Raw genomic sequence first — 23,741 nt, 5'->3', positions numbered from 1 at the left:
TTTAATCCTAAGGTAGTCGAGAATTAGGATTTTTGAAGTTTAAGTTTCAAGAACTCAGTGGTCAAAGATGTTTAGAAAGGATACCCAATTGCAAAGTTGAAGATCAGGTTTTCCTTTCTCCAGGTTTTGCTACCTATATCAAAGCTATTTCCCCATCGTTCACCTTCCTCTAAATAAGGAATACGTAACGGTGTAGCCAAATCAAAGCGTATGACAAAAAACTGAATATCTACTCTTAAACCAACACCAGTTCCGACCGCTAGTTGATTCCACCAAGAAGAAGTAAATTTCCCACCAGGGAGCGCTTCATTATCATTCATTAGCCAGATGTTTCCGGCATCCATAAACAAAGCACCTTTTAATAAGGATACGATTGGGAACCTATATTCAATGTTTCCCTCGATTCGAATATCACCAGATTGATCGAAGTAGGAGTTGATGTCAAAGTTTTCAGGGCGATAAGTACCTGGTCCGATAGAGCGGATACGGAATGCTCTCACGCTATTGGGTCCACCAGAAAAGTATTGCTTGATATATGGCAAAGACTGAGAATTGTTAAAAGGAAATCCAAAACCTGCAAATAGTCTGGTGGCAACAGTTTGTTTTCTGTCTATGTTAAAATGGTATCTTAGATCGAGGTCAAATTTGCCATATTGTGCATATTCTAAGCCTAAAAATTTGCCATCATCTTTTCCAAATACTTTGTCTATAAGGTGAAGAGTGTTTCCTGCGAAATCAAGGCCAAAGCCAAGGAAATATCCATGTGTACGGAATCTGTCATTCAGTTTATTGTAGTTGAACGTGTAGTTAATTCCAGCTATGAAATTCTGTTCGAAACTACGCTTCAGGAAAGGGTTGTCTTCCAAAATCTGGTCAAACTCCGGTGAAGTTTGGGAAAGATTCACCACGCTCAGACTGATAGGATTGATCTCGTGATATGCATATCTGTTAGCATTCCAGAAGTAGCCATAATTTGCAGAAACTGAGTTGAGACGGTAAAGACCACCACGACTTAGGTATTCTGCACTTAATCCCATTTTAGTTTTCGGAACAGATAAACTAAACTTTTCCTTTATTGGGACAAAGAAGATTACTCTCGGGAAAATTAAATCAGCACTTAAGCCAAGCTCTAAGGATTGAAGTCCTTTTCTACCTTCCCCTCCAGCAACTTGAAATTCGTAGCCTATTCTTCCCGTGAGATTAAGAGTTTCTCCTCCATGGAATAAGTTTCTGTTTCTATATATCAAATTCAAAGCTGGCCCGGCAAAGTTGTTGGATTTGGACACTGCAAGTAATTCTGCTCTCACAGAGCGTTTGGTCATTGGGGATAAATAGAAATTAGCTTTAAGATGCCCAAGTGAATCAGAAGATTCCAATTCCTCATATCGTAAATTAACAAATTTGTAATTCCCTATGGAACTAAGTCTGTTACTGGAGAGGCGGGAGAGCCTAGGGTTGTATCGTTGATTCTTTTGGATCAGTATATAATCGTTCAAGAGTTCAGGTTTGAATACATTATCACCTTGGATGAAGTTTTTACCATCTAAAATGACAGTATCGATTTTCTCAGCATTTTCATCGATAGAATAGTTTGGGAAAACATTGATAGAGTCTATGGAATAGGGGATAATACCATTTTTTGGCACATTTCTTTTCAATCTTAGGTAAAGTTTGAAGAGTCTTGCACTATCGGAAATGTTTGTATCTGCTTCGAAAATGAGATAGTCACTATTGAAATTATAATAACCTTTTTCTTTGAGGGCTGAATCAATTCTAGTCCTTTCAAAATTCAACCTGTTTAGATCAAAGCGACTTCCTGAATCAAGAGATGTTTCTTCAATGAGAGCTATAATTTCTTTGTCTATTTCTAAACTGTCGCGTTCCACTACTACCTCAGTGAGTTTATATGGTTTGGAAATCTTGGCGGTATAATCGACTTCGGCAAATTTATCCTTTCGGGTAACTTCAGAGTTGGCTGTACTGTAAAAGAATCCTCGATTTTCCAGTCTGTTTAGGATTAATTCTTCAGTACGACTAGGAGCTACCTGACTGAAATACACAGGCTCTTCACCAATTTTTTTGTTTAAAAAGCGATTGATAAAGCCAGGTTTTTCCTGGGCACCTTTGTAGTGAGCCCAAAGCCCTACATACATTCCTAAGAATTTGGAGTTTGGCTCAGGTCGTAGCAGTCCTTCTAACTCTTCTTTTATAGCATCCAGTTCTTTGATATCGACCTCAGATTGGATTTCTAGCTCTGCTCCTCTGTACAAGAATTCATTTTCTGGAATATATTTTTTCACGTTGCAGCTAAGCACGACTGCAAGTAGAAATAAATAGGTAGCCGATATGAATCCTTTATTTCTCATTTTCTTCTGAATCTTTAGCGCTCTTTTTCTTATTGTTCTTTTTTTCTAATTCATCGATTGGGTTCGTCTTATTTTGATCTTCTGGAGCAATGGGACTCTGCCATAATTCTGAAAATTCATTGAACTCCCGATCGAAGATCAAACCACCACCAGTGACTACTAGTTGTCCGTCGATGATACTTTCAAATTGGTTCTTACGAAAAGCCCTGATTCTCCATCGTCCGTCTTCTGTCAGCATGTATTCAAAGCTGATATTTGCCAAAATCGAATTAGCCTGCTCTGAACTTTGAGAGTTGCCTTCTAAATCAACTTGGCTACCAACCTGCACGACCAAGCGATCATCAAATAGCGTTTGCTGGGCATTAATATTTAAATCTGTTCTGCTTTGAGCGCTACCCGATTGATAGTCCTGATAGCTGTCGACGTCAAATCCCACTTGGAATCCACTATCTCCAAACAGTTTGCTGGACAAAGCATTCATTTGATCCGAAAGCACTTGGCTCACTGAATTCCTAGCTATTGCTTCTGCACCACCATTGGAACCATCACTTCCTGAAGAAGGGAAAAATCTATTAAGGACAAGAAGTGAGAATACTTGCTTGTTCAATTCATCCTCTTGCTCATTGATTTGAAGCACGCGTGAATATACATTACCACCAAAAGCTCCTCTTTGATTCTCTGGCATATCCAGCATAAATGAGATTTCAGGCTTGAGCAGTTCTCCTTTGACATTGAGATAGACTAAGAATGGAAGTTGTTGTTTGTACTGTGTCTGTGTTTGATTATTGCTTCCTGTAAGCTGTGCAGACATTAGTTCTGAAGCTCCGGTTTCTACTTTATAAATAGCCTGAATATCCAAATCGGCATCCATAGGATCACCATTCCAAGTGATTTTGCTTCCTTGATTAATGTTGAATTTCCGGCTGACCAGATTGTAAAGGGACATTTCATAATGTCCGTCGGAGATTTCATAGTTACCGCTTAGTGTAATCCTGCCATTTGGATTGATATCCATCTGAAGATCTGCATCACCTGATACCTGAAGATTATCACCCGTGGATGGGTCAATCACAATAGTGAAAAGTGCCTCAGAATCTACGTTCAATAAAGCCTGAATGTCAAATCCTGCAAATGCACTGGTTGTTTCTTCAGACTGTCGTGTTAGGATATCATCAGGGTTTTCCTTGTTTACAAATAAAACAACACCTTGCCTCTCTACTAAATCAAGTTCTGATTCAGGAATGATGATGGTCAAATCAGTATTATCTTTTACGCCCAATTTTGCATTGATGATAGGGAGTACCAGATCACCCTTGACAGAGACATCTGCATCAATAGTCCCTTTGCCATAAACCAAATCATTCTCTTTATCTGTGGAGTTTACTGCCATAAAGTTTAGAGCAGTAAGATTTAGATCGAAGGTTGGGTTGAGATAGCTTTCTGTACCGATGGTACCGTCAATGGTGAAGGTGTTACTCTCAGTATCTCTGATCGTAAATTGGTCGAAATAAACTCCTGCATTGTCCACTTTCAGGGTTTCATCAGAAAGTATATATTTTGTGCTGAGCTGAGCAGGGACAAAGGAGGTTTCATTGAACTGGATTTCTCCTTCGTATTTAGGATCAGTTGTTGTGCCGTTTGCTGTAATTGTTCCAGAGAGATATCCTGCTGCATTCAGGATTTGATCTTGAGAAAGAGCGGCTACTTTTTCCATTTCAATCCTATTCAAATCGAGTTTTACGTCAAAGTCTGCCCCCGTTTCATTTGCAACAAAATCACCATTCAGGTCCAGATCAAATCCACCATCTTTTAATCCCAGTGTTAGAATGTAATTTCCAATGCTTTTTGCAGTCGCCTCAAGACTCAGATTACCAAGTGGTACATTCACAATTTTGAGACTGTCCACTTTTAGCTCGCCCATAAGTCCTGTTGCTCCAAAAGGATTTTCTACCACCAATCGGCCATCCATCTTTCCTCCAGCTATGATCTCCTGTGGGTTTAATAAGCTGGTAATCGTCGATAATCTGAAGTCTCTAAATAGGAGTGCAATATTTTCATCTGTAAATCCTTCTACATTATTCACAAAGGAGATTTCCTGATTGCCTTTGGTGAATTTGAAATCCTTGAATTCCAGACTTTCGCCTGAATATTTCACCATGTTTTTCTCTGGGACAGCCCATTCCTCTCCCTTAAGCATTAGGTCAATTGATGACACATGATAGCTAACTGTATCTCCGATCAGGCCAATATCTGAAGAGACATGATAGGTGCTCTTTTCATCTTCGAATGAGTGAAAATCAAAATACAATCTGGAGTCAGCCAGTTGCCCTGTCATGAAAGTTGTGCCGATGTTTAACGGTCCTGAAGTTAAGTCTTGAAAACCTACATACATTCTCAGTACATCTTTGTTTGAGCGGACTCTAAGTCCCAAACTATCCACTTCTGTTCCTGCGTAATTGATGTATGGGAAGTCAATATCGGCTGTCAATGAGTCTCTTTCCTGATAATAATCAGCCTGAATTCTTGCCGAATCAAATTGTTCCAAACCCTGTATAAGTACTTCACTTAACAAAGGATCATCAGATATCTTCAAGTCCATATTCATCACGATGTTTCGCTCCCCCATCTGTTGAACTGAATCAGCCTTGTCTATGTATTGGAGGAAATGCTCAGAAATAGCTGTGGTCAATTCAGCAGGATTAGTATTAGTTCGGACGTAGCCGTTTACTAATTTACTGGCAATGTCCACGCTAGTGGAATCCTCCCGAACATTTGCATCAAGTGTTAGCTCACCGATTGGATAGGTTCTCCCATCGTACAATAAAACCCCATCTTGCATCAGCGCGTTAAGGTCAAACTCTTCCAGATTACCTTCGAAATTTGCTTCGAGTGTTAGACTTGTTCTGGTACTTTTTGCTGTCAGACCAAGTTCGTAAAAATCAGCCCCTTTCAGATCCAGATTGAGGTCTACACGTGAGTTGATAGAATCCAGATCCATTTTTGTAATCAACGCAAAATCCAAAAATTCCGAATCTAAAGCCGCATCAAGATCTCCTGCTCCATCAACTAATTTACCTCCCAACTTCAAGCCTGAATAGTCTGAGCCGTAAAGTCTAAGTCGTTCAAACGTGGAGGACAATTCCGCATTAAGATTATTGAGGCTGGATCCTGAGCCTTTGGCATCGATTGTAAATGTCAGTGTGTCCAGTTCCGGTTGCTTAAGGAGATTACCTAGTTGCAGCTGGTTTACATTTAGATTTGCGTCAAAAGCAAGCTGTCCGTTATTTTGATAGGCTCCTTCAAGAAGGATATTACCCATATCTGTGTCCAGATCCAGATTTACCAAAAGGTTATCGATCATCCCGCTTGCACTTGCTTTCAGGTTGATTTGTTCTGGAAACTGTACTCCGTAATCTTCTTCTTTGACAAATTTCAAAAGCATTTCTCTATTTGTCTGGAGATTTATATCCGGGAAATCAAAAGTAAGCTGTTCCACCTCCATAGGGTTTTGAACCGCTCCATTAGCGGTGAATACACTATTTCCCCATTGAAGATTCAGACTGGCAATATTCATTGCTTTCAGATCGCCTTTAGCTTCCAATTCTAATATAATCGGATCTGATGCCAGCTCGCGGATGAGCGTGTCCTGAGCTAATGTCGGGTCAAAGAAATAGCTGTCGCGAATGTCCAATTTGGATTCGTTCACCGTCAAATCAAACTTGAGACTTTCGTAATCGTCGATGAGTTCTTGGATGGAAGGGTATTGTACAGCAATTTCTGCATCCAAATTGCTTCGGTTAGTAGCAAGTAAAAGATTCTCTATACTGGCTGAATTGTTTCCTGCTTCTAAGCCGAATTGGAATTCTTTCAGCTCAAAACCACTGCCTTCTTGGAAATGAAACTCCAGTAGATTTGCTCCGACTTGCTCATCTTTTAGGAAGATGTCTTCTGCGTCAAAAGTTAAGTTTGAGATGGTAATTGTTTCAGGATTGAAGACTCCTTTTTTGATAGGAACATCAGCGGATTTGTATTCGATATCGGTGGAGTCAATATATATATTCTTTCCTTCTACAACCCAATCTGGCCATTCAAATGGAGCGGAAGTGTTTATGTTTACTGAATCACTTGGATTAGTAACAGAGAAGTCGTGGAATAGAATTGAGGACTTTTCTAAAGAGAAAGTGGTGAGGATTACTGTCTGTGATTGCAGATTTGCTTCTGGGAGTTCTAATAGTAAATTCCCTATACTAACCCGCGCTTCCTGACTGTCCGGCGCACTGGTATAACCGACCGTGACATTGGAAAGTGTGAGCTCCTCCACATTCAAGATTGGCATTGGCGTTTCTTCTATAGATTCTTCAGAAAGTGGAAAAGGCTTTGTTTGGCTATACTTGATATCTGCATTTTGGATTGCCACTTTCTCGATGTCAAACTCATACTTTTCCAAATCCAAATCTGGTATTGTCACATCCAATTCTCCGAGGGTTATAGAGGCATCAATTCCCATCACTTCATCGAGGTAAGTGATGTCAAAATCCCGAAGGGAAATAGGGGGAAGTTTTAGTTGAAGAGGATCTGATGCAGTGGTATCAGAGGCTTCAGTTAGGGTAGAATCCGCAGGTTGGGAAGCGAAAGCCTCAATCAAAAAATCAAAGTTGAACTTCTCAGTATCAGTACTCCGACTCACGCGAGCCACCACTCCCTCCCAAGCTAACTTGGTCACGCTGATATCTCCTGTGGTGAGAAGCGGTGCAAAAGCCACTCCTGCTTCTAGGTTTTTGGAGTAAACTAAGGTGTCCCCTTTAATGTCTTCCAGATATAAATCTTCCAGATAAATATTGCCCGAAAAAGTAATAAAAAGGCGCTTTATTGATACTTCAGTCCCTGTTTTGCCAGAAACATAGCTTGTTGCTTTGTCCACAATTATCCCCTGACCCCAAGGGCTGCGGATGAATAGAATCAGAGCTCCTACAATCACCAAAATTACGGCGACAGTAATTCCCAGAATCTTTACAAATTTAGCAAAGAAGCGTTTAATGGATTTAAGCGTTTAAGTAACGTTTGTAAATGTATTTCTCTCTAAACTAAAAAACTGTCAATAAATAAGCCAGCTTGATGTTTTGTCCATTTACTTTTTTACACGCAAAAATAAGGTTGTAAAAGGTGAGCTGTGGTGCTATGAAGATCAATTCCCCTTTTTATATGTGCGCATATATTCCGCCATTTCCTCAGGTGTCATTTTCTTTTCAGAGCCAGGTGTAAGTTCGATGGCCTCTTGGATTGCCTTATCCGCCCTGTCGATGAACTGCTTAGGTTTGTCAACCTCTTTGATGAGGTCAAAAGCGTCGTACAAGTCGCCCGTTGCAGTGTAGGCTCCATAACTAAGCCGATTTCCTTCGATACTTATCAATTGGTATAGTTGCGTATTGGAACCCGCTCGGTCCATCCACTTATCAAAGGTGAGGTTGTACATTTTTGGACCGCTCACCGATACAACATATACAGGTCCCTGCGCTGCTGGATCTTGATTGGCTACTCCAGAAGGAAGATTTCTTCCTCTGCCGTATGAATGGTCATGCCCCTGAAGCACAAGATCAATTTTGTATTTATCAAAAATAGGCTTGAAGGTTTCGCGGAATTCTTTGTTATCGCGGCCTGTTCCAGAAGAATAAATCGGGTGATGAAAAGTAATGATAGTCCACTTTTTGGGGTTTTCTGAAAGTACTTTTTCCAGCCATGTTTTTTGGGTGGCCATGGAGTTTTCATTCACAACTATCTCTTGCGAGTTCAGCGAAATTATTCTTACATCTGAGTAATCTATGTAATAGACTGTCTCTGAGAATTCCTCAGGGCCATTTTCAGGAAATATAAATTGCTTCTTCCAGTGATAATCCAGAACTAAAGTACCATCTTCTTCGCTATCATATTCATGGTTGCCAGGAGTGGCGATACTCGGGATCATTGCATTAATGAATGAACCAGCATAATTCCATTCGCCCCATTCAGAATCGGATTGGGTACTATTGATCAAATCACCTGCATGTAGCATGAATGCAGCTTTTGGCAAATTAGAATATGCCTGTCTGATAATTCTAGACCACTGAGATTTGAGGTTGTTCTGAGCATCTCCAAAATAGATGAAAGAAAATGGAGTATCCTTTTCCGGAGCAGTGGTGAATTGAAACCACTCTGACCAAGTTCCTTCATTTCCTACTCTATAGGCATATGTGGTGCCTGACTGAAGATTCTGGAAAGTCACCGAATGATAGTTTGCCTGTACACTGTCCACTTCCAGAAATTCAGTTTTAGCTTCAATAGTCTCTACACTGTCGAGATAAATTGGTGTATTAGGCGCTAGGATAAATTGTGCCTTTGAATCATTCACATCAGCGGAAGTTCTCCACGTAACAGACTGCGTGGTCATCGGGTCATCCGACCAAGTAAGTACGACCCTGTCTGGGAATTCCGTTGGAAGGAATTTCTGGGCAAAGAGATTGGCGGTAAGAGAAAGTAAAAATAGCGTGGCAAAAGTTATCTTAAGTGCAGTGTTCATCCAATGGAAGTTTTGTGAAAATGTAAAGAAGGAGTAAAATGATTAGATTTTTTCAAAAGTGATGTTATGGAATTTTTAAATCATTATCAATCCACAACTTGCGATCTACTTTAAAACTCAACCCAGAAAGTACCACGCCAATCACCACTACCACACAGGCTGTCATCCAATTCCAATACGAAACTTGAATGGACAAGAACTGTAATCCAAGACCTGCTAGCCACACAAGGTGTCCATTCGTAGTCCTGATGTTTCGGTTTTTCATCCTATAATAGCTTTTCCCCTCGTCGATCAGCGGCCTGAAGAAGTCCCGATACTGCCATAGTATAATCAAATCGAAGAGCAGTAGAATCGCTAAAACATAAGGTGTTCCTTGCCATTTCAAAGAAATGGTTACCATCAGAATATTCCCGATCAGCGGAAGCATCATAATGCTACCAATTAGCTTGTAGCGTGTGGTCAACAGCAGGTATCCAATGGTTATTTGACTAAGGGCAATGAATTTACCATATAGACCAAGGCCATAAGGTTCCAGTTCTTCAATCAGCCAAACCGGACCTATCCATCCAAAGAATCTATGTTCAAAGAATAATTTGGCCATTCCTGAACCCCAGAAGGTAAATCCCAAAAAAACAGAAATGGATAGGAGGATATAGCGAGGCAGGTTTTTCATGAATTTCATTAGCGTTTAAATTTATTCATTTCTCTCTTTATTATCCCGCATAGCATCAGTAAATCTGCTGATTGCAGTAGAAATTGGGCCTTACTTGCAGCTTAGTAGAACACAGAATTGAGCTGAAATTATTTTTTACTTTATTATTAGATTAATTCTAAATAAGGCTTGTTTAGAATCAATCTAAGTAATAGGTTTGTGGAATATTTGAAAACCAAACCAAGATGAATCGTAGAATTATACTCCTAACCACCCTATTTTACCTTTGTGTTTTCGCTGCTTTTGCTCAGTCTGCCAGCATCAAAGGATTTGTAACTACCTCGGATGAGCAGCCGATGGAGTTTGTGAATGTCGGTATCAAAGGACTCGCTAAAGGAAATGCAACTGATAGAAATGGCTTCTTTGAAATCAAAAATATCGCTCCAGGTAGCTATACTGTTTATGCTTCTTTTGTGGGTATCGAAAAGCAGGAACGAAACATACAGCTTAGTGCTGGCGAGACACTTTCTGTAAACTTCATGTTGGCAGAAAGTTCCACGGATTTGTCGGAAGTAATAGTGACAGATCAGGCTTCAAACAGATTTTATTCTGACAGCAATTTCACAATAGCTAAGCTGCCACTGACTGACCTACAAAATCCGCAGGTTTACAATTCTATTTCCCAAAAACTGCTAAAAGAGCAGGTCGTGACCAATATGAATGACGCCCTTAAAAATGCGACTGGTGTCACACGACTTTGGGAATCAACAGGACGTGGAGGCGACGGAGCCGAATATTACGCTATGCGAGGTTTTGCGGTGCAGCCTACTATGGTGAATGGCATGCCAAGCCTAAACAACGGTGGTCTAGATCCAGCAAACGTCGAAACAGTAGACGTGATCAAAGGTCCATCCGGTACGCTTTTCGGAAGTTCCGTTATTTCTTATGGTGGTCTGATCAATATCACTACCAAGCGCCCAACCGATACTTTCAAAGGTGAAGTTGGCTTCATCACTGGAAGCTATGGTCTGAATAGAATCACAGGTGATGTCAATGTGCCATTGAATGAAACGGCTTCTTTTCGGGTAAATACTGCTTATCAGTCAAATAATACTTTTCAGGATGCTGGCGGAAGATATTCTTTTTTCATTGCTCCATCTTTTAAGTTTGAAGCAAGTGAACGCCTTACTTTCTTGATCAATACGGAGTTTTTGAATTCAAACTCTGTAAACGCACCGATGATTTTCTTGAATAGAAACAATCCGATTACTTTCGATTCTATTGATCTTTTTGAGCAGAATTACGAGCGATCATTTACCGGAAGTGAGTTGAGTATCAATAATGCATCTTATGCGCTTCAGGCTCAGGCCTTCTACAAACTTTCAAATTCTTGGACTTCTCAAACGGTAGTTTCGAGAAGCTCTACCAAAACTGACGGCTATTATCACTACCTATTTGACGGAAGCGACGGAGACTCATTCTACAGATACATTTCTGACCGCAATGGGCAGACCTTGACTACAGATATTCAGCAGAATTTCATCGGCGATTTCAATTTAGGTTCGATGCGAAATAAGATGATCATAGGATTGGATTATTTTGATGCTGATATTTTGAACAGCAGCACTGGATGGGTTGGCAATGGTGTGGTAACACTTTCTGATGGAGCCGACACAGGTGTGTTGACTCAGGCGGGTGTGGATGAACTATTGAAAGGTACTTTTGAAGGGAATTCTACGGGAAATACCCGCATCATGAGTGCGTATGTTTCAGATGTAATAGAATTGCTTCCACAGCTTTCCGCAATGGCAAGTGTCAGAATTGACAATTTCAAAAATGAAGCTTGGGGCACAGATTCTGAAGAAAACACCCAAACTGCTGTTTCTCCAAAATTCGGCATCGTGTATCAGCCGGTAAAAGACAAGGTTTCCATCTTTGGTAACTATATGAATGGCTTTGTGAATATCGCTCCAGTGAATGTAAGCGATGCCGATGGCAGCAATACCAGGTTGAAAACTTTTGATCCTGAGAAAGCCAATCAACTGGAATTCGGTGTGAAAACGAATCTTTATAAAGATAAAATCTCAGCTACCGCCAGCTACTACAACATCACCGTTTCCAATAGAGTGATGACCGATCCGGCTGATATCAACAACTCCATCCAAGGTGGTGAAGTAGTCAGCAAAGGTTTTGAATTCAGCGTAATTGCCACCCCGGTGGTAGGTTTGAATGTAGTGGCAGGTTTTAGTAAAAACGATGCTGAAGTGACTGAAGATTATCCTGAAAGTGGCTATTTGGGTCTTCGCCCGGAGGAAGCAGGACCGGAAAACTTGTTTAATTTCTGGACAAGTTATTCCTTCTCAGCTGGTGGTTTGAAAGGCTTAGGGCTAGGGTTTGGTGGCAATACAGCCAGTGAATACTTAACCATGAATAGAGCAAATATTGGCACTTTTGCGCTTCCCGCTTATCAGGTGTTTAATGCTTCACTTACTTACTCAGGTTCAAAATATTTCTTGGCTTTAAAGGTGAACAACTTGACGGATCAGAAATATTACTCTGGGTGGTCCACCGTGACACCTCAGAATTTAAGAAACGCTTCTTTAAGTCTCAATTATCGATTCTGATGAGTTTAAGAAAAACGATTGGAAAAATTCACCTATGGCTTGGACTATCGTCTGGGCTTGTGGTGTTTATAGTAGCTATCACTGGCTGCATCTACGCTTTTCAGGCAGAAATCAAAGAGTTGGCTTATCCTTTCTTAGCTGTTGAACCGCAAGATGAAGCTGTTTTACCACCTAGTGAAATCAGTGAAATCGCTCAAGCAGCCTACCCTGAAGGACATTTGCATGCAGTGCTTTATCCAACCAGAGAGAAATCTGCACAAGCAATATTTTTCAGTTATGGGGAAGGCAATGATCACTATCAAACTGCCTATATCAATCCCTATAGCGGGGAATTACTCCAGATGAAGGATGAATATGCGGATTTTTTCAGGATTGTTCTAGACGGACATTTCTATCTGTGGCTTCCTCCTGAAATTGGTCAGCCTGTGGTGGCATCATTTACCTTGGTTTTCCTTTTTATGGTGATCTCTGGTCTGATCCTTTGGTGGCCAAAGAAAAAGAAGAATCTAAATCAGAGTCTGAAGATCAAATGGTCTGCGAGATGGAGAAGGAAGAACTATGACCTTCACCAGGTGCTGGGATTTTATGTGATGACTTTTGCCTTGGTTTTCGCAGTGACTGGCTTGGTATGGGGCTTTTTGTGGTTTAGAGACGGAGTGTATTTCGTTGCTTCAGGAGGTGAAAAATTTGTAGAATATTACAATCCAATCTCAGATTCCACACAAACCTATCAAGGGGAAATTCCGGCGCTGGATGCGGTATGGATGAAAATGAACGCAGAATATCCCAATGCTGATTGGATAGAAGTTCATCCACCAGAATTCGAAGGAGCTGCGATTGCGGCGAATGCGAATCCCGATGCTTCCACTTATTGGAAATCTGACTACCGATACTTTGACCAGAATACGCTCGAGGAACTTCCTGTGGAGCATTTTTATAACCGACTCGAGGAAGCTACTGTAGCACAGAAAATCATGCGGATGAATTACGATATTCATGTGGGTGCGATTGCGGGTTTGCCGGGGAAGATTTTGGCCTTTTGCCTAAGTGCAATTATCGCTTCATTGCCAGTCACAGGTTTCTTGATCTGGTGGGGAAGGAGGAATAAGGTGAAAAAGTCAGTTTCTCAGGTCAAGGAAAAGAGGGAGTTGACAAAAGCTTGATCTCATTAGTGGTTTTAAGCTAGAATGTGGAAAGGTTGTAAGGTTTTGCAGCCTTTCTACGTTTTAAACCGGCAGATATTGGGGCAACCGAAGTTATATCGGACTATCTCATCCTGAAATAACATTACCAAAAGTGTATGAAATTTAGCGATTGGTAAGATATTATAAATACTGCATCAGGTGCATTTTTTACTGGGTATGAATTTACCGAAATTCCTTATTTTGGATGCCTAAACCTTTATTACAATGGCATCAGCAAGTGAACTAGCTCCGGGAAGTAAACTATCCCATCCCAAATTTGGAACAGGAATGATCCTTTCTGTAGACGACACCTATTACAAAATCTTCTTTTACGACACAGAGGAGATAAAGACACTTGCCCGTGATTATGATGGCTTCACTGTGGAGGAAGCCAAGGTGCCGGATTTCCCTATGCTCACGATGAAGGATGTGGAAAGGGCGATTCGAGAAGCGCTTATCCAGACTTCGGAGAGAGCTCCAATTATTCCTTTAGGGGGAAAGTGGATAGGAGGGAATGTAGTGTTTGAACCCAATGATTCTTCACTACAAAGCAAGGAGATTCCGATGGCTGCCTTTTTTCATAAGATTGTGATGGTTCGGGAGAAGCTTCGAGTCTTGGAACAAAACATCAACAATCATCCCAAATTGGACGATGAAGACCGCGTTCATCTTCAGCAATACATCACCAGAGCATACGGTTCATTGACAACTTTCAACGTGCTTTTTGCTTACAAGGAAGATCAGTTTAAGGGAAGTGGGTCTTAATTAAGGAGTAGCGTTAGATCTTAGCCCTTATCCTACTGAGAGTCTCAATGGTCATATCCAGAAAAGAAGCGATTTGACCCACAGAGGCTCTATGAATCACTTTGGGTCGGTATTGCAGCAGTTCGAGGTATCGTTCCCGAGCTGTTTTGAATTTTGTGAAAATCTGTTGCTCTTCCAGCACAATATAATACTGCTCCAAAATCATACGATAGGCACGCTCCAGTTCAGGAAATTCGATAAAGCATGCTTGCAGGTTTTCATAGGAGATTTTAAAAATTTTACTTTTCTCCATTGTTTCGATGTTTTCGTAGGAGGGTTTTCGGGTGATAAAGGAATGCATGGCGGTGACAAATTCCTCATCTAAGGTGAAAGAGACCGTGATATCTCTATTATCACGGATGTAATAACTTCTTGCGGAACCTACAGCCACAAAGTATAGATACTTACTTACCTGTCCTTCTTTTTCAAGTAAAAAGCCTTTTTCTACCTCAAATTCTTCCAAGTGATTTGCAAAAGCTTGCTTTGCATCGTCACTTGTGGTAGGGAATTTGCTGAACAGGCTTAAGAAATTTTCCATTTGTTCGTTATAAAAAAGTTAGGTGGCTAACTGCAAATAATGGCCTTTACCTTAATTTGTGCAGTTAAATTTAAAAAGAAGCAGACTAACTCACGTCTTAATACTGGAAATATCTCAGGTTTAAATACTTAAATCATTGAATTAACCGATAAACTCTATTAACTAATTAATATTTTATGAAAAAACTTTTGGTATTCGTTTTCGCGCTCGGTTTCTTCGGTACTGCTCAAGCGCAATTTGGCGTTCGGGCAGGCTTTAGCAGTGCTAACTTCACTGACTTTGGTTCTGAAGCTATAGCAGGCTTTCATGCTGGAGCATACTACAAAAAAGACTTAGGATTTCTATCGATAGAGCCAGGAATTCAATTTTCACAAAAAGGTCACGAGCGGGTTGGGGACACAGGAACGCCTGCTGTGAAAAGTGATAGATTGAATTATGTAGAAGTACCAGTTTTGCTTAGAGCTAATTTACTTCCTTTTCTAAATGTTTTCGCAGGTCCACAAGGTTCTGTATTGGTGTCTAGAAAGCTTGAATACGTAGACGGTGGCACTGAAACAACCACAGAGCCCATCAAAGGTTATGATCTAGCTGGAGTAGTGGGAGTAGGAGCTAATTTACCACTGGGATTGAATGCTCAGGTAAGTTATGATATAGGATTCCAGAGTGTGAACTACTACAATCAAAATGTCAAAAATAATGTATTGAAAATCTCATTGGGATATGATTTCTAATTGATTTTATGCATTAAGAGTCTATTTAAAACCCGGTTGTTTTGCCGGGTTTTTATTTTTTCAGCCGATCTGGGTTCTCTTCTATGAAAGATTTCCACCCTGCATTTCTGCCTTTAGTCTGGATTCTGCCTTCATGAAAATGATGGCATAATGCTACCGCCAAAGCATCAGTCGCATCCAGCATTTTGGGAAGTTCGGTTATCGAGAAAAGTGTCAGAAGCATAGCTGCAACTTGTTCTTTAGAAGCGTTTCCATTTCCTGTTACTGACTGCTTTACTTTTTTAGGGGAATATTCTGTGATAGGGATATCTCTTGCCAAAGCAGCTGCCATAGCTACACCTTGTGCCCGGCCAAGTTTCAGCATAGATTGCACATTTACCCCAAAGAAAGGCGCCTCTAGAGCCACACTGTCAGGCATAAATTCCTCTAAAATCCCTGTAATCCGTTCAAAAATTTTCTTGAGTTTCAATTCATGCGATTCATACTTTTTGAGATGAATGACGCCGTATTGTAAGAGTTTGTACTTTTTGCCTTCTGTCAAAATCACCCCATAACCCATTACGTTTGTGCCGGGATCTATGCCTAAGATGATTTTTTCCTTTGGTGCTTTTTCTTGTTCTTTGCTCACCCGCGCAAGTTAGCCCAAAACATGCTAAGTTTTTACCTCATCTGGTCTCTGAGTTACCTCGCATTGCTTTGGTGGATGAGTAGATTTTGGGAAATAAATGGATATAAGGCTATAGATCTTTCATTTACTCCGTTAGTGACACTCATCATTCCTTTTCGGAACGAAGCTAAAAACATCCCAAGTTTGAGTTTAAATTTGAAGAAACTCAGCTATCCAAGTCTTGAGATTCTGCTGATAGATGATCATTCTGAGGATGACTCTTTTCGGCTGTTGGAAAAGTGTTTTTCAGAGAATCAAAATGTCCAAGTTCTTCGAAGTCAAAAAGAGGGGAAGAAGAGCGCATTGGAATTGGGGGTGAAACTGGCGAATGGAGAAATTATCCTTTGCTCAGATGCGGATTGTGATTTTCAGGATTTTTGGATTGAAAGAATGGTTTTGTCATTCCAAAATCCTAAAGTTCAGTTAGTAGCTGGAGCAGTACAGGTGGAGGGGAAGGGTGAGTTTTTAGATGTATTTCAAGCGATTGACTGGGCAAGTATTCTGTTGCTGACAAATTACTCTTTTGCAAACAAAGCCCCCTTGATGTGTAGTGGAGCTAATCTGGCTTACAGGAAAGAGGCTTTTGAGCAAGTGAATGGGTATGATGGGAATCGAGAATTTCCTTCAGGTGATGATGAGTTTCTAATGAAGAAAATCCATAAACTATATGGAAAAGGAGCTTGTTATTATTTAGCAACTTTGGATTCTTTGGTCAAAACAAAGCCAGAGCCTACATGGAATGCATTGATCAATCAGCGTGTTCGCTGGGCGAGTAAGTGGAATGCACATTCCTCCATCTCTCATGCTTTGTCTTCCGCTGCAGCATTTTTCACTCAATTAGTTTGGATTGGAAGTGCTTATTTGATTTTTCTTGGAGGCAAAGGAGTACTGGCTTTTGCATTGGTTTGGGCAATAAAAATATATGCAGAACAGCTTAGTTTGGGCAAAGTTTTAAAAACTCTTGGTAGCAAACCGAGTAATCTCTCGATACTTCAAACGTCATTTGTACATCCCTTCTATGTTTTGCGAGTTGGGATAGGAGCTTTGAGCGGAAAATTCACATGGAAAGGCAGGGAGAACTAGAGAAGTGTTAATTTAGAATCTGAAAATCAGAACATGAACGACGAAGAATTTGATTTAATGGACGAACTCTATTTCGTCCAACCATACGGATATCTATTGGAAACATTGAGTTGGGAGGAGGAATTGCTGTTGACGACTTTGCAGAGCCTTTTTTCTCAAGGATATGTCAAATGTCTGGATAATCCCGATACTGAGAGATTTGGAGCAGTTGATATTATAAAAGAAGGCAAGGATTTATATTTTTTGGCAACAAAAAAGGGCTTGATGGCACACAATACACGTTAGAATTGGTCAAAGAAACACACAAATATCAACGCAAGGAGCTACAACTCAAATCTCTACTGGAGATCACTCAGGCTATCAATGAAAATCAGTCCGAGACAGTTTTGCTCAATATTTTCAAGTTCACTTGCCTAATTCATCTCAATATCAAAGCGCTGATATTGTACGTGGCAAAGGAAGGGGCTTTTGAAAATAAAATTTCTCATGGAGTAAAGGGGAATGTACCTATTTTGATTTCGGCTGATCAGGTATTGGATGTGAAGGCCACTGGTGAATTGAGATTAGAATTGGAAGAACAGTATTCATTTGAAGAACTCGAAACATATCTGCCAGTCTATCATAAGGACAAGATGCTTGCAATTCTCTTTCTCAAGAGAAAGGATTTGAACTTGGATTTGGATCTGAATTTTACGCAGGCCTTGACCAATATTCTGGTAGTGGCTTTGGAAAATAAGCGATTTGCCAGAAAGCAGCTTGAGCAGGAAATCTTGAATAGAGAAGTTGCGATAGCCTCTCAGGTGCAGCAAATGCTTTTCCCAGCTGAGCTTCCCGTAGATAAAGAGCTGAAGGCGAAGGTGACTTATTTACCACATAGTATGGTGGGAGGCGATTATTATGATCTGATCCGCAAATCCAAAGATGAGGTTTACTTTTGTATAGCAGATGTATCTGGCAAAGGGATTTCTGCGGCATTGCTCATGTCTAATTTTCAAGCAGCATTGCGTACACTTTTGCGCAGCGATGCAGACCTGGAAATGGTGGTAAAGCAGTTGAATTACACCTTGTATGAAAATACACATGGTGAGCGCTTCATTACATTTTTTCTTGGGTATTTCAATTTCAAAACCCGCGAACTTACCTATGTGAATGCTGGACATAATCCGCCATTGCTATGTCGCGAAGAAACAGGCAAATGTGAGAATCTACATGCAGGAACAACGATTTTGGGAGCTTTTGAGGAGCTGCCATTTCTGGAAATAGGAAAGCGTGAACATCTCAAAAACTTCTCGCTACATCTATATACAGATGGATTGACGGAAGCAATGAATCCATCTGAAGAAGAGTACGGAGAAGAACGCTTAGAAAAATTTATTGACAAGAACTTAAAGTTAGATCCAGATGATTTTCATCGGAAATTTTTGAAAAAAATCAGGGAGTTTTCGAAAGATGTGCCACTGAGGGATGATTTGACTTTGCTAAGTTTAAGATTCCAATAGTATGGTATGGCATACAGTTCCAATGCTTTTTCAGCGACTCTATCCAGAAAGGATTTGGAGCAAAAAAACTGCTGAAAACACGATTTTCTTGACTTTTGATGATGGCCCGGTACCTGGAGTTACAGATTATGTTTTGCAGGAACTGGCCAAAAGAAATCAGAAAGCAACTTTTTTTGTGGTGGGAGATAATGTGCGAAGGAATCCAGCCCTAGCTCAGGAAGTTCTCAGTTCTGGTCATAAGCTAGGTAATCACACCTTCAACCACCTAAATGGCTGGAAAACGGAAAAGTCGATTTACCTTGATAATATTGAACTGTGTGATAGGGCGGTTGAAGATGTCTTGGGTATAAAAACAAAACTTTTTAGGCCACCTTATGGATTGATCAAATCAAGTCAGGCTGTGGAGGTATCTAAATTCCATCAGATTGTGATGTGGACAATGCTTTCGGGTGATTATGATCAAAGCTTGAATTCAAAAGTTGTTTTGAGAAAATCAATACAGCATACCAAAGCTGGCTTTATTACCGTCTTTCATGATCAGTTAAAGACAAAAGAACTTTTGCCAAAAATACTGCCTCAATACCTTGATTACATTCAGGAGATGGGGTGGCAAACAGACGTGCTATGATTCTCTGGTTTTGTATCGGAATAGTAGGGCTTATTCTGGTTCAGTTTGTCATTCTGTTGTGTCGACTATTTTTTTTCTGGAAAGATCACAGCGGAAAGTTACCCTCAGACTTACCTTTTGTATCCATTCTGGTTGCTGCCAGAAATGAAGAAATAGACCTTCCTAATCTTCTTAGATCCTTTGAGTGTTTGGATTACCCGGCAGCTCGTATCCAGTTTTTTTTTGCAGATGATCAAAGTACCGACGGGACTGCTGAGATCTTGGAAGTCTGGTGTTCTGAAAGTTTAAATCGCACATGTTTAACAATCAAACCTTCGCAAACGGCATTGTATAATGAAAATGGGAAGGCAAATGCTTTGGCAATTTTAGGAGAGAAAGCCAATGGTGAGTATTACTTTTTTACGGATGCGGACTGCGAAGTAAATCCTAATTGGATAGTAGAAGGAATTTCCTCTTTTGATAAGAATGTAGGTATGGTCATTGGGATTACGCAGGTGAAAGCTAAGAGCTTGATGGAGAAGTTTCAGGAGATTGATTGGTGGTTAACCTTGGGATTTGTCAAACTAGCTACGGACTTGAATATTCAGACGACAGGCCTAGGGAATAATATGGTGATTAGCAAGGAAGCGTATAAGCAATCCGGGGGCTTTAAAAATTTGCCTTTTTGCCTTACCGAAGATCTGGAAATATCACGTTCTATTCAGCGTCTGGGATTCAAAATAGCTCATCAAGTAAGTGCAGGAATGCTGGCAAGGACAATTCCTGAAACTGGCTTTCTCAACTTAATGGATCAGAGAAAGCGATGGATGAATGGCGCGATGACTTTGCCGGTTTACTGGAAGCTGATATTAGCCTTTCAGGTCGGTTATTTTGTAGGGCTTATAGGTCTATTATTTCTGAATCCAGTTGCAGGCATAATTCTGGGCTTAATGAAAGCACTGTTACAGGCCATATTTCTTGCAGGGATTGCCAGTAAAGTGGATGTGAAAATCAGCTGGCTACCCATACTGGTTTTTGATTTTTATAATTTCAATACTACCGTCCTTACTATTCTTTACTATTTTTGGCCTTCCAAAGTAAAATGGAAATCCAGAATATACCCATGAATTATATAGAGACACACGCACATATTTACTCTTCCAAATTTGATTCGGATCGGGATCAGGTAATCCAAGATATCCGAGATGCTGGCATAGAGCGGGTTTACATGCCGAATGTGGATGTGGAGACCATCACAGCGATGCTTGGCTGTGAGGAGAAATATCCGGGATTATGCATTCCTATGATGGGGTTGCACCCATGTGATGTGAAGGAAGATTTTCATGAGCAATTAGCTACTATGGAAGATTGGCTGAGTAAACGTCAGTTTGCTGCTGTGGGAGAAATTGGGCTAGATCTATATTGGGACAAAACATTTTTTGAGCAGCAAAAAGAAGCACTGAGAATTCAGATCAATTGGGCTAAAGAAAGAGATTTGCCAATTGTGCTACATTGTAGAGACTCAATAGATGAGACAATTGCTATAGTTAAGGAGGAGCATGACGGCCAATTGAAAGGGATATTCCACTGTTTCAATGGCAATTTGGAACAAGCAAAGCAAATTATAGACTTAGGCTTTTTGTTAGGTATTGGAGGTGTAGCGACGTTCAAAAATGGAGGATTGGATCAGGTAATTCCTGAAATTGGCCTTGATCATTTGGTTTTGGAGACGGATGCCCCATACCTTGCTCCGGTACCATTTAGAGGAAAAAGGAACTCTCCTTCGTATTTACCCATTATTGCTGAGAAAATCGGGGATTACCTCCAGATTTCGAAGGAGGAAGTAGCTCTTAAGACTAAACAAAACGCCCTTAACTTATTCCGTGAAATTGGATCATGAATTATAAAATAGTACGATTAAACACAGCACTGCGTACCAGCAAAACTTCCTCTGTCCTTATAATTTACACAGGAGGCACACTTGGTATGGCCTACGATGATAGTGGCGCACTGGTACCATTTAATTTCGGACAGATCCTTGAGAAGATCCCTATTCTCTACACTATGGATATTGCCATTACCGTCATTTCTTTCCCTGAACCGATTGATTCTTCTAATGTCACTATGAGTCACTGGAAAGATATGGCTTATATTATCTATGAGAATTACGATAGTTATGACGGATTTGTCGTGCTTCACGGTACAGATACCATGGCGTATTCTGCATCTATGCTAAGCTACATGCTTCAAGGCTTGAATAAACCGGTGATTTTCACAGGAGCACAGTTGCCAATATCGGCTATGCGATCAGATGCACGTGAAAATCTGATGACCTCTTTGGAAATTGCTACAGCAAAAATCAATGGAGAGCCGATAGTGCCTGAGGTTTGTATTTTCTTTAATCACTTACTGCTAAGGGGCAATCGCTCTAAGAAGGTGCAAAGCGTGCATTTTGACGCGTTTGAATCAGAGAATTACCCGCCTCTCGCTGAGTCAGGAATTGTGATTGATTATAACACGCAGGCAATTCGTCCCCTAGAAACCCACAAGAAATTGGTGAATAGAAATTCACTTGACAATAATGTACTTATCCTGAAATTATTTCCCGGGATCACTCAAAATGTGATTGATGCCACACTTAATATAAAGGGGCTTAAAGCAATTGTATTGGAAACATATGGCTCAGGAAATAGTCCTAGCGAAGCATGGTTTATGGATTCGCTTCAAAAGGCCATTAAAAAAGGAATCATCATCCTAAATGTGTCTCAATGTAATGGAGGCCGAGTGATTCAGGGACGATACGAGACTAGTAAAGAGTTACTGAATGTTGGGGTGATCAGTGGAACCGATATGACTACTGAAGCAGCTGTGACGAAATTGATGTTTCTACTAGGGCAGGAAAATAAGCACGCAGATGTTGTTGCAAAGCTGAAAGCACCTTTGGCAGGAGAGATGAGCGCTTGATAACAATTTCAACGGCTATTTTTCAGGATAATTTGGAAACGGCACTAATAATATTTTTCTTTGCACTCCGATTCGGAATACGTATTGGAAATCAATCTAGAGAGGTGGCCGAGTGGCTGAAGGCGCACGCTTGGAAAGCGTGTATACTCGTGAGGGTATCGAGGGTTCGAATCCCTTCCTCTCTACAGGACAAAGCCCTAACTATCTGTAATATTGATAGTTAGGGTTTTTGTTTTTGAATCAGTAGCGAATTTGGATTGTTTTTGGAACAGACACTTCCTCTTAAATGGATCACTCTGAAAGTTTGGGAGGGTAAACAGTCCAAGCTCAAACAGTTGAATTGCGGACAAATGGCTAACTGAATCTAACCGATTAGGCGTTTGGCTTACTTAGATAATTTCAATTCCTTAAAAAAATTCTTATTCTTTCTGTAGTCCCTCGCTCTAAACGAACTATACTGCCAGTCCATTTCAATTAAATTCACGTTGAATTTATTTGCATAATCAAGTAGATCATCTTTCTGTTTTTCATTTGCAAAACTTGATACAAATATCGCCGTGATACAACCTGAAATATCGAGCATCATCGATCTATCAAAAATTATTTCTCCTCGAATATTCTCAACGCAACATTTTTCCTTATGAAATAATGTTCCAATTCTATATTCAGTTTCTCCAGAATAGTCAAGATGTTTATAAAAAAAAGATTTTTTAACTGATTCTTCAAGTTGTTGTTTGTATGGCTCTACTCCACAATTAGACAAATGATCCGCCTGAATATCACCTGGCTTTTCAATCCACAGTTTTTGGAATGTTAAATATTGTACGTCACCTTTTATTAGATCAAATTTTTTAGAATTCTTGGATAGAATTTTTTCTTTTGAAAATGCTATACAAACCCCAGAAAATCTATCTGCATATTGATCCCACATTCTAAGTTTAGTAAACCCAAATAACTCTTCGTGACCTCTAAAGTTTGAAAAGTCATTTTTTCTAGCAAAATCCTCGTCCTTTCTATTTTGAGAAAAACAAATTTGATGAAATCGATCTTCTAAATTATTGACAAAATCGTGTAATTCATTTTCATCTTCAGATTGTTTATTACTTCTAATCTTTTCTCTTCCAGTATTATAAGAAACGGTTCTTCTTTCAGCTTTCTATCGGATCATTTGATTTACGAGCTTGTTGAAATCGTAGATTTTCATTGTGAAGAATATAGTCAATTGCTGTTGAAGCCTTCGTGTAATGATAGGTATTACCATCATAGATGTTTTTAAGGAAATCAATGAAAATATCGATCATAAGATTTATTGACTTTTCTTAGAGTATTCTCACACCTTCAGCTTGACGTGTTACTATTAACCTGAGTTCGATTAATAAAATGTAGAATTATTGGGAGGTGAATATAGATAGAACCAGTGTACTTGAGTATATTTAAGTATCTGAAATTCAAACATATACAAGCAGATC

General features: G+C 40.1%; 19 protein-coding genes and 1 tRNA gene. 12 read left to right on the top strand and 8 right to left on the bottom strand.

Features of this window, described 5'->3' with window-relative positions:
• Positions 1 to 71: 71 nt before the first annotated feature.
• The 4 genes from tamL to SYJ56_RS09745 all read right to left on the bottom strand — a co-directional run bounded on the left by tamL (position 72) and on the right by SYJ56_RS09745 (position 9,601).
• On the bottom strand, positions 72 to 2,366 hold the full coding sequence (gene tamL / locus SYJ56_RS09760; protein WP_323833869.1) for a translocation and assembly module lipoprotein TamL: 2,295 nt from the start codon (positions 2,364 to 2,366) through the stop codon (positions 72 to 74).
• Positions 2,356 to 7,287, bottom strand: a complete 4,932-nt coding sequence (locus SYJ56_RS09755) for a translocation/assembly module TamB domain-containing protein (protein ID WP_323833867.1) — start codon at positions 7,285 to 7,287, stop codon at positions 2,356 to 2,358. Before SYJ56_RS09755 ends, tamL begins: the two co-directional genes overlap by 11 nt.
• A 264-nt stretch (positions 7,288 to 7,551) precedes the next feature.
• Positions 7,552 to 8,919 (bottom strand): purple acid phosphatase family protein, encoded by a 1,368-nt coding sequence (locus tag SYJ56_RS09750; protein WP_323833865.1) that lies wholly within the window; start codon positions 8,917 to 8,919, stop codon positions 7,552 to 7,554.
• 64 nt (positions 8,920 to 8,983) lie between these two features.
• Positions 8,984 to 9,601, bottom strand: coding sequence for a hypothetical protein (locus tag SYJ56_RS09745; protein WP_323833863.1), 618 nt, complete (start codon positions 9,599 to 9,601; stop codon positions 8,984 to 8,986).
• 215 nt (positions 9,602 to 9,816) lie between these two features.
• On the opposite strand from SYJ56_RS09745, the gene SYJ56_RS09740 reads away from it, so the two are divergent.
• The 3 genes from SYJ56_RS09740 (at position 9,817) to SYJ56_RS09730 (ending at position 14,144) form a co-directional block, all read left to right on the top strand.
• Entirely contained in the window at positions 9,817 to 12,195 is a 2,379-nt protein-coding gene (locus SYJ56_RS09740) for a TonB-dependent receptor (protein WP_323833862.1), read from the top strand.
• Positions 12,195 to 13,358, top strand: a complete 1,164-nt coding sequence (locus tag SYJ56_RS09735) for a PepSY-associated TM helix domain-containing protein (RefSeq protein ID WP_323833860.1) — start codon at positions 12,195 to 12,197, stop codon at positions 13,356 to 13,358. Before SYJ56_RS09740 ends, SYJ56_RS09735 begins: the two co-directional genes overlap by 1 nt.
• Positions 13,359 to 13,604: 246 nt before the next feature.
• A complete protein-coding gene (locus SYJ56_RS09730; RefSeq protein ID WP_323833859.1) occupies positions 13,605 to 14,144 on the top strand; it encodes a hypothetical protein in 540 nt (179 codons plus the stop codon).
• Between the two features lie 13 nt (positions 14,145 to 14,157).
• On the opposite strand, the gene SYJ56_RS09725 is transcribed toward SYJ56_RS09730, so the two are convergent.
• Entirely contained in the window at positions 14,158 to 14,721 is a 564-nt protein-coding gene (locus SYJ56_RS09725; protein ID WP_323833857.1) for a Crp/Fnr family transcriptional regulator, read from the bottom strand.
• A gap of 176 nt (positions 14,722 to 14,897) precedes the next feature.
• Between SYJ56_RS09725 and SYJ56_RS09720 the strand changes: the two genes are divergently transcribed.
• The gene (locus tag SYJ56_RS09720; RefSeq protein WP_323833855.1) at positions 14,898 to 15,452 is read left to right on the top strand and encodes an outer membrane beta-barrel protein; all 555 of its coding nucleotides are present in this window, start codon (positions 14,898 to 14,900) and stop codon (positions 15,450 to 15,452) included.
• A 52-nt stretch (positions 15,453 to 15,504) separates the two neighbouring features.
• Here SYJ56_RS09720 and ruvC read toward each other — a convergent pair whose 3' ends face one another.
• Positions 15,505 to 16,080 carry a crossover junction endodeoxyribonuclease RuvC gene (gene ruvC / locus SYJ56_RS09715; RefSeq protein ID WP_323833853.1) on the bottom strand — a complete coding sequence of 192 codons (576 nt, stop codon included), beginning with the start codon at positions 16,078 to 16,080 and terminating at the stop codon, positions 15,505 to 15,507.
• 21 nt (positions 16,081 to 16,101) lie between these two features.
• On the opposite strand from ruvC, the gene SYJ56_RS09710 reads away from it, so the two are divergent.
• The 8 genes from SYJ56_RS09710 to SYJ56_RS09675 all read left to right on the top strand — a co-directional run bounded on the left by SYJ56_RS09710 (position 16,102) and on the right by SYJ56_RS09675 (position 22,457).
• Complete coding sequence (locus tag SYJ56_RS09710; RefSeq protein ID WP_323833851.1) at positions 16,102 to 17,202, top strand: glycosyltransferase; 1,101 nt, start codon at positions 16,102 to 16,104, stop codon at positions 17,200 to 17,202.
• A gap of 33 nt (positions 17,203 to 17,235) precedes the next feature.
• The gene (locus tag SYJ56_RS09705; protein ID WP_323833850.1) at positions 17,236 to 17,487 is read left to right on the top strand and encodes a hypothetical protein; all 252 of its coding nucleotides are present in this window, start codon (positions 17,236 to 17,238) and stop codon (positions 17,485 to 17,487) included.
• Between the two features lie 2 nt (positions 17,488 to 17,489).
• Positions 17,490 to 18,701: a PP2C family protein-serine/threonine phosphatase gene (locus SYJ56_RS09700; RefSeq protein ID WP_323833848.1), complete on the top strand. Its 1,212-nt coding sequence runs from the start codon at positions 17,490 to 17,492 to the stop codon at positions 18,699 to 18,701.
• 1 nt (position 18,702) lies between these two features.
• Positions 18,703 to 19,329, top strand: a complete 627-nt coding sequence (locus SYJ56_RS09695) for a polysaccharide deacetylase family protein (RefSeq protein ID WP_323833846.1) — start codon at positions 18,703 to 18,705, stop codon at positions 19,327 to 19,329.
• A complete protein-coding gene (locus tag SYJ56_RS09690) occupies positions 19,326 to 20,435 on the top strand; it encodes a glycosyltransferase (RefSeq protein ID WP_323833844.1) in 1,110 nt (369 codons plus the stop codon). Before SYJ56_RS09695 ends, SYJ56_RS09690 begins: the two co-directional genes overlap by 4 nt.
• Entirely contained in the window at positions 20,432 to 21,208 is a 777-nt protein-coding gene (locus tag SYJ56_RS09685) for a TatD family hydrolase (protein ID WP_323833842.1), read from the top strand. Before SYJ56_RS09690 ends, SYJ56_RS09685 begins: the two co-directional genes overlap by 4 nt.
• On the top strand, positions 21,205 to 22,272 hold the full coding sequence (locus tag SYJ56_RS09680; RefSeq protein ID WP_323833840.1) for an asparaginase: 1,068 nt from the start codon (positions 21,205 to 21,207) through the stop codon (positions 22,270 to 22,272). The genes SYJ56_RS09685 and SYJ56_RS09680 overlap by 4 nt, the downstream gene beginning before the upstream one ends.
• 98 nt (positions 22,273 to 22,370) lie before the next feature.
• Positions 22,371 to 22,457 (top strand) — tRNA-Ser (locus tag SYJ56_RS09675).
• Positions 22,458 to 22,657: 200 nt separating this feature from the next.
• Here the strand turns inward: SYJ56_RS09675 and SYJ56_RS09670 are convergent.
• Both SYJ56_RS09670 and SYJ56_RS09665 read right to left on the bottom strand, forming a co-directional pair.
• Complete coding sequence (locus tag SYJ56_RS09670) at positions 22,658 to 23,203, bottom strand: DUF2971 domain-containing protein (protein WP_323833839.1); 546 nt, start codon at positions 23,201 to 23,203, stop codon at positions 22,658 to 22,660.
• Positions 23,204 to 23,420: 217 nt separating this feature from the next.
• On the bottom strand, positions 23,421 to 23,573 hold the full coding sequence (locus SYJ56_RS09665; protein WP_323833837.1) for a hypothetical protein: 153 nt from the start codon (positions 23,571 to 23,573) through the stop codon (positions 23,421 to 23,423).
• Between the last annotated feature and the right edge of the window lie 168 nt (positions 23,574 to 23,741).

Origin of the sequence: Algoriphagus aurantiacus (assembly GCF_035156405.1) — a bacterium.
Classification (GTDB): Bacteria; Bacteroidota; Bacteroidia; order Cytophagales; family Cyclobacteriaceae; genus Algoriphagus; species Algoriphagus aurantiacus.
This window is presented reverse-complemented; position numbering and strand designations above follow the sequence as displayed.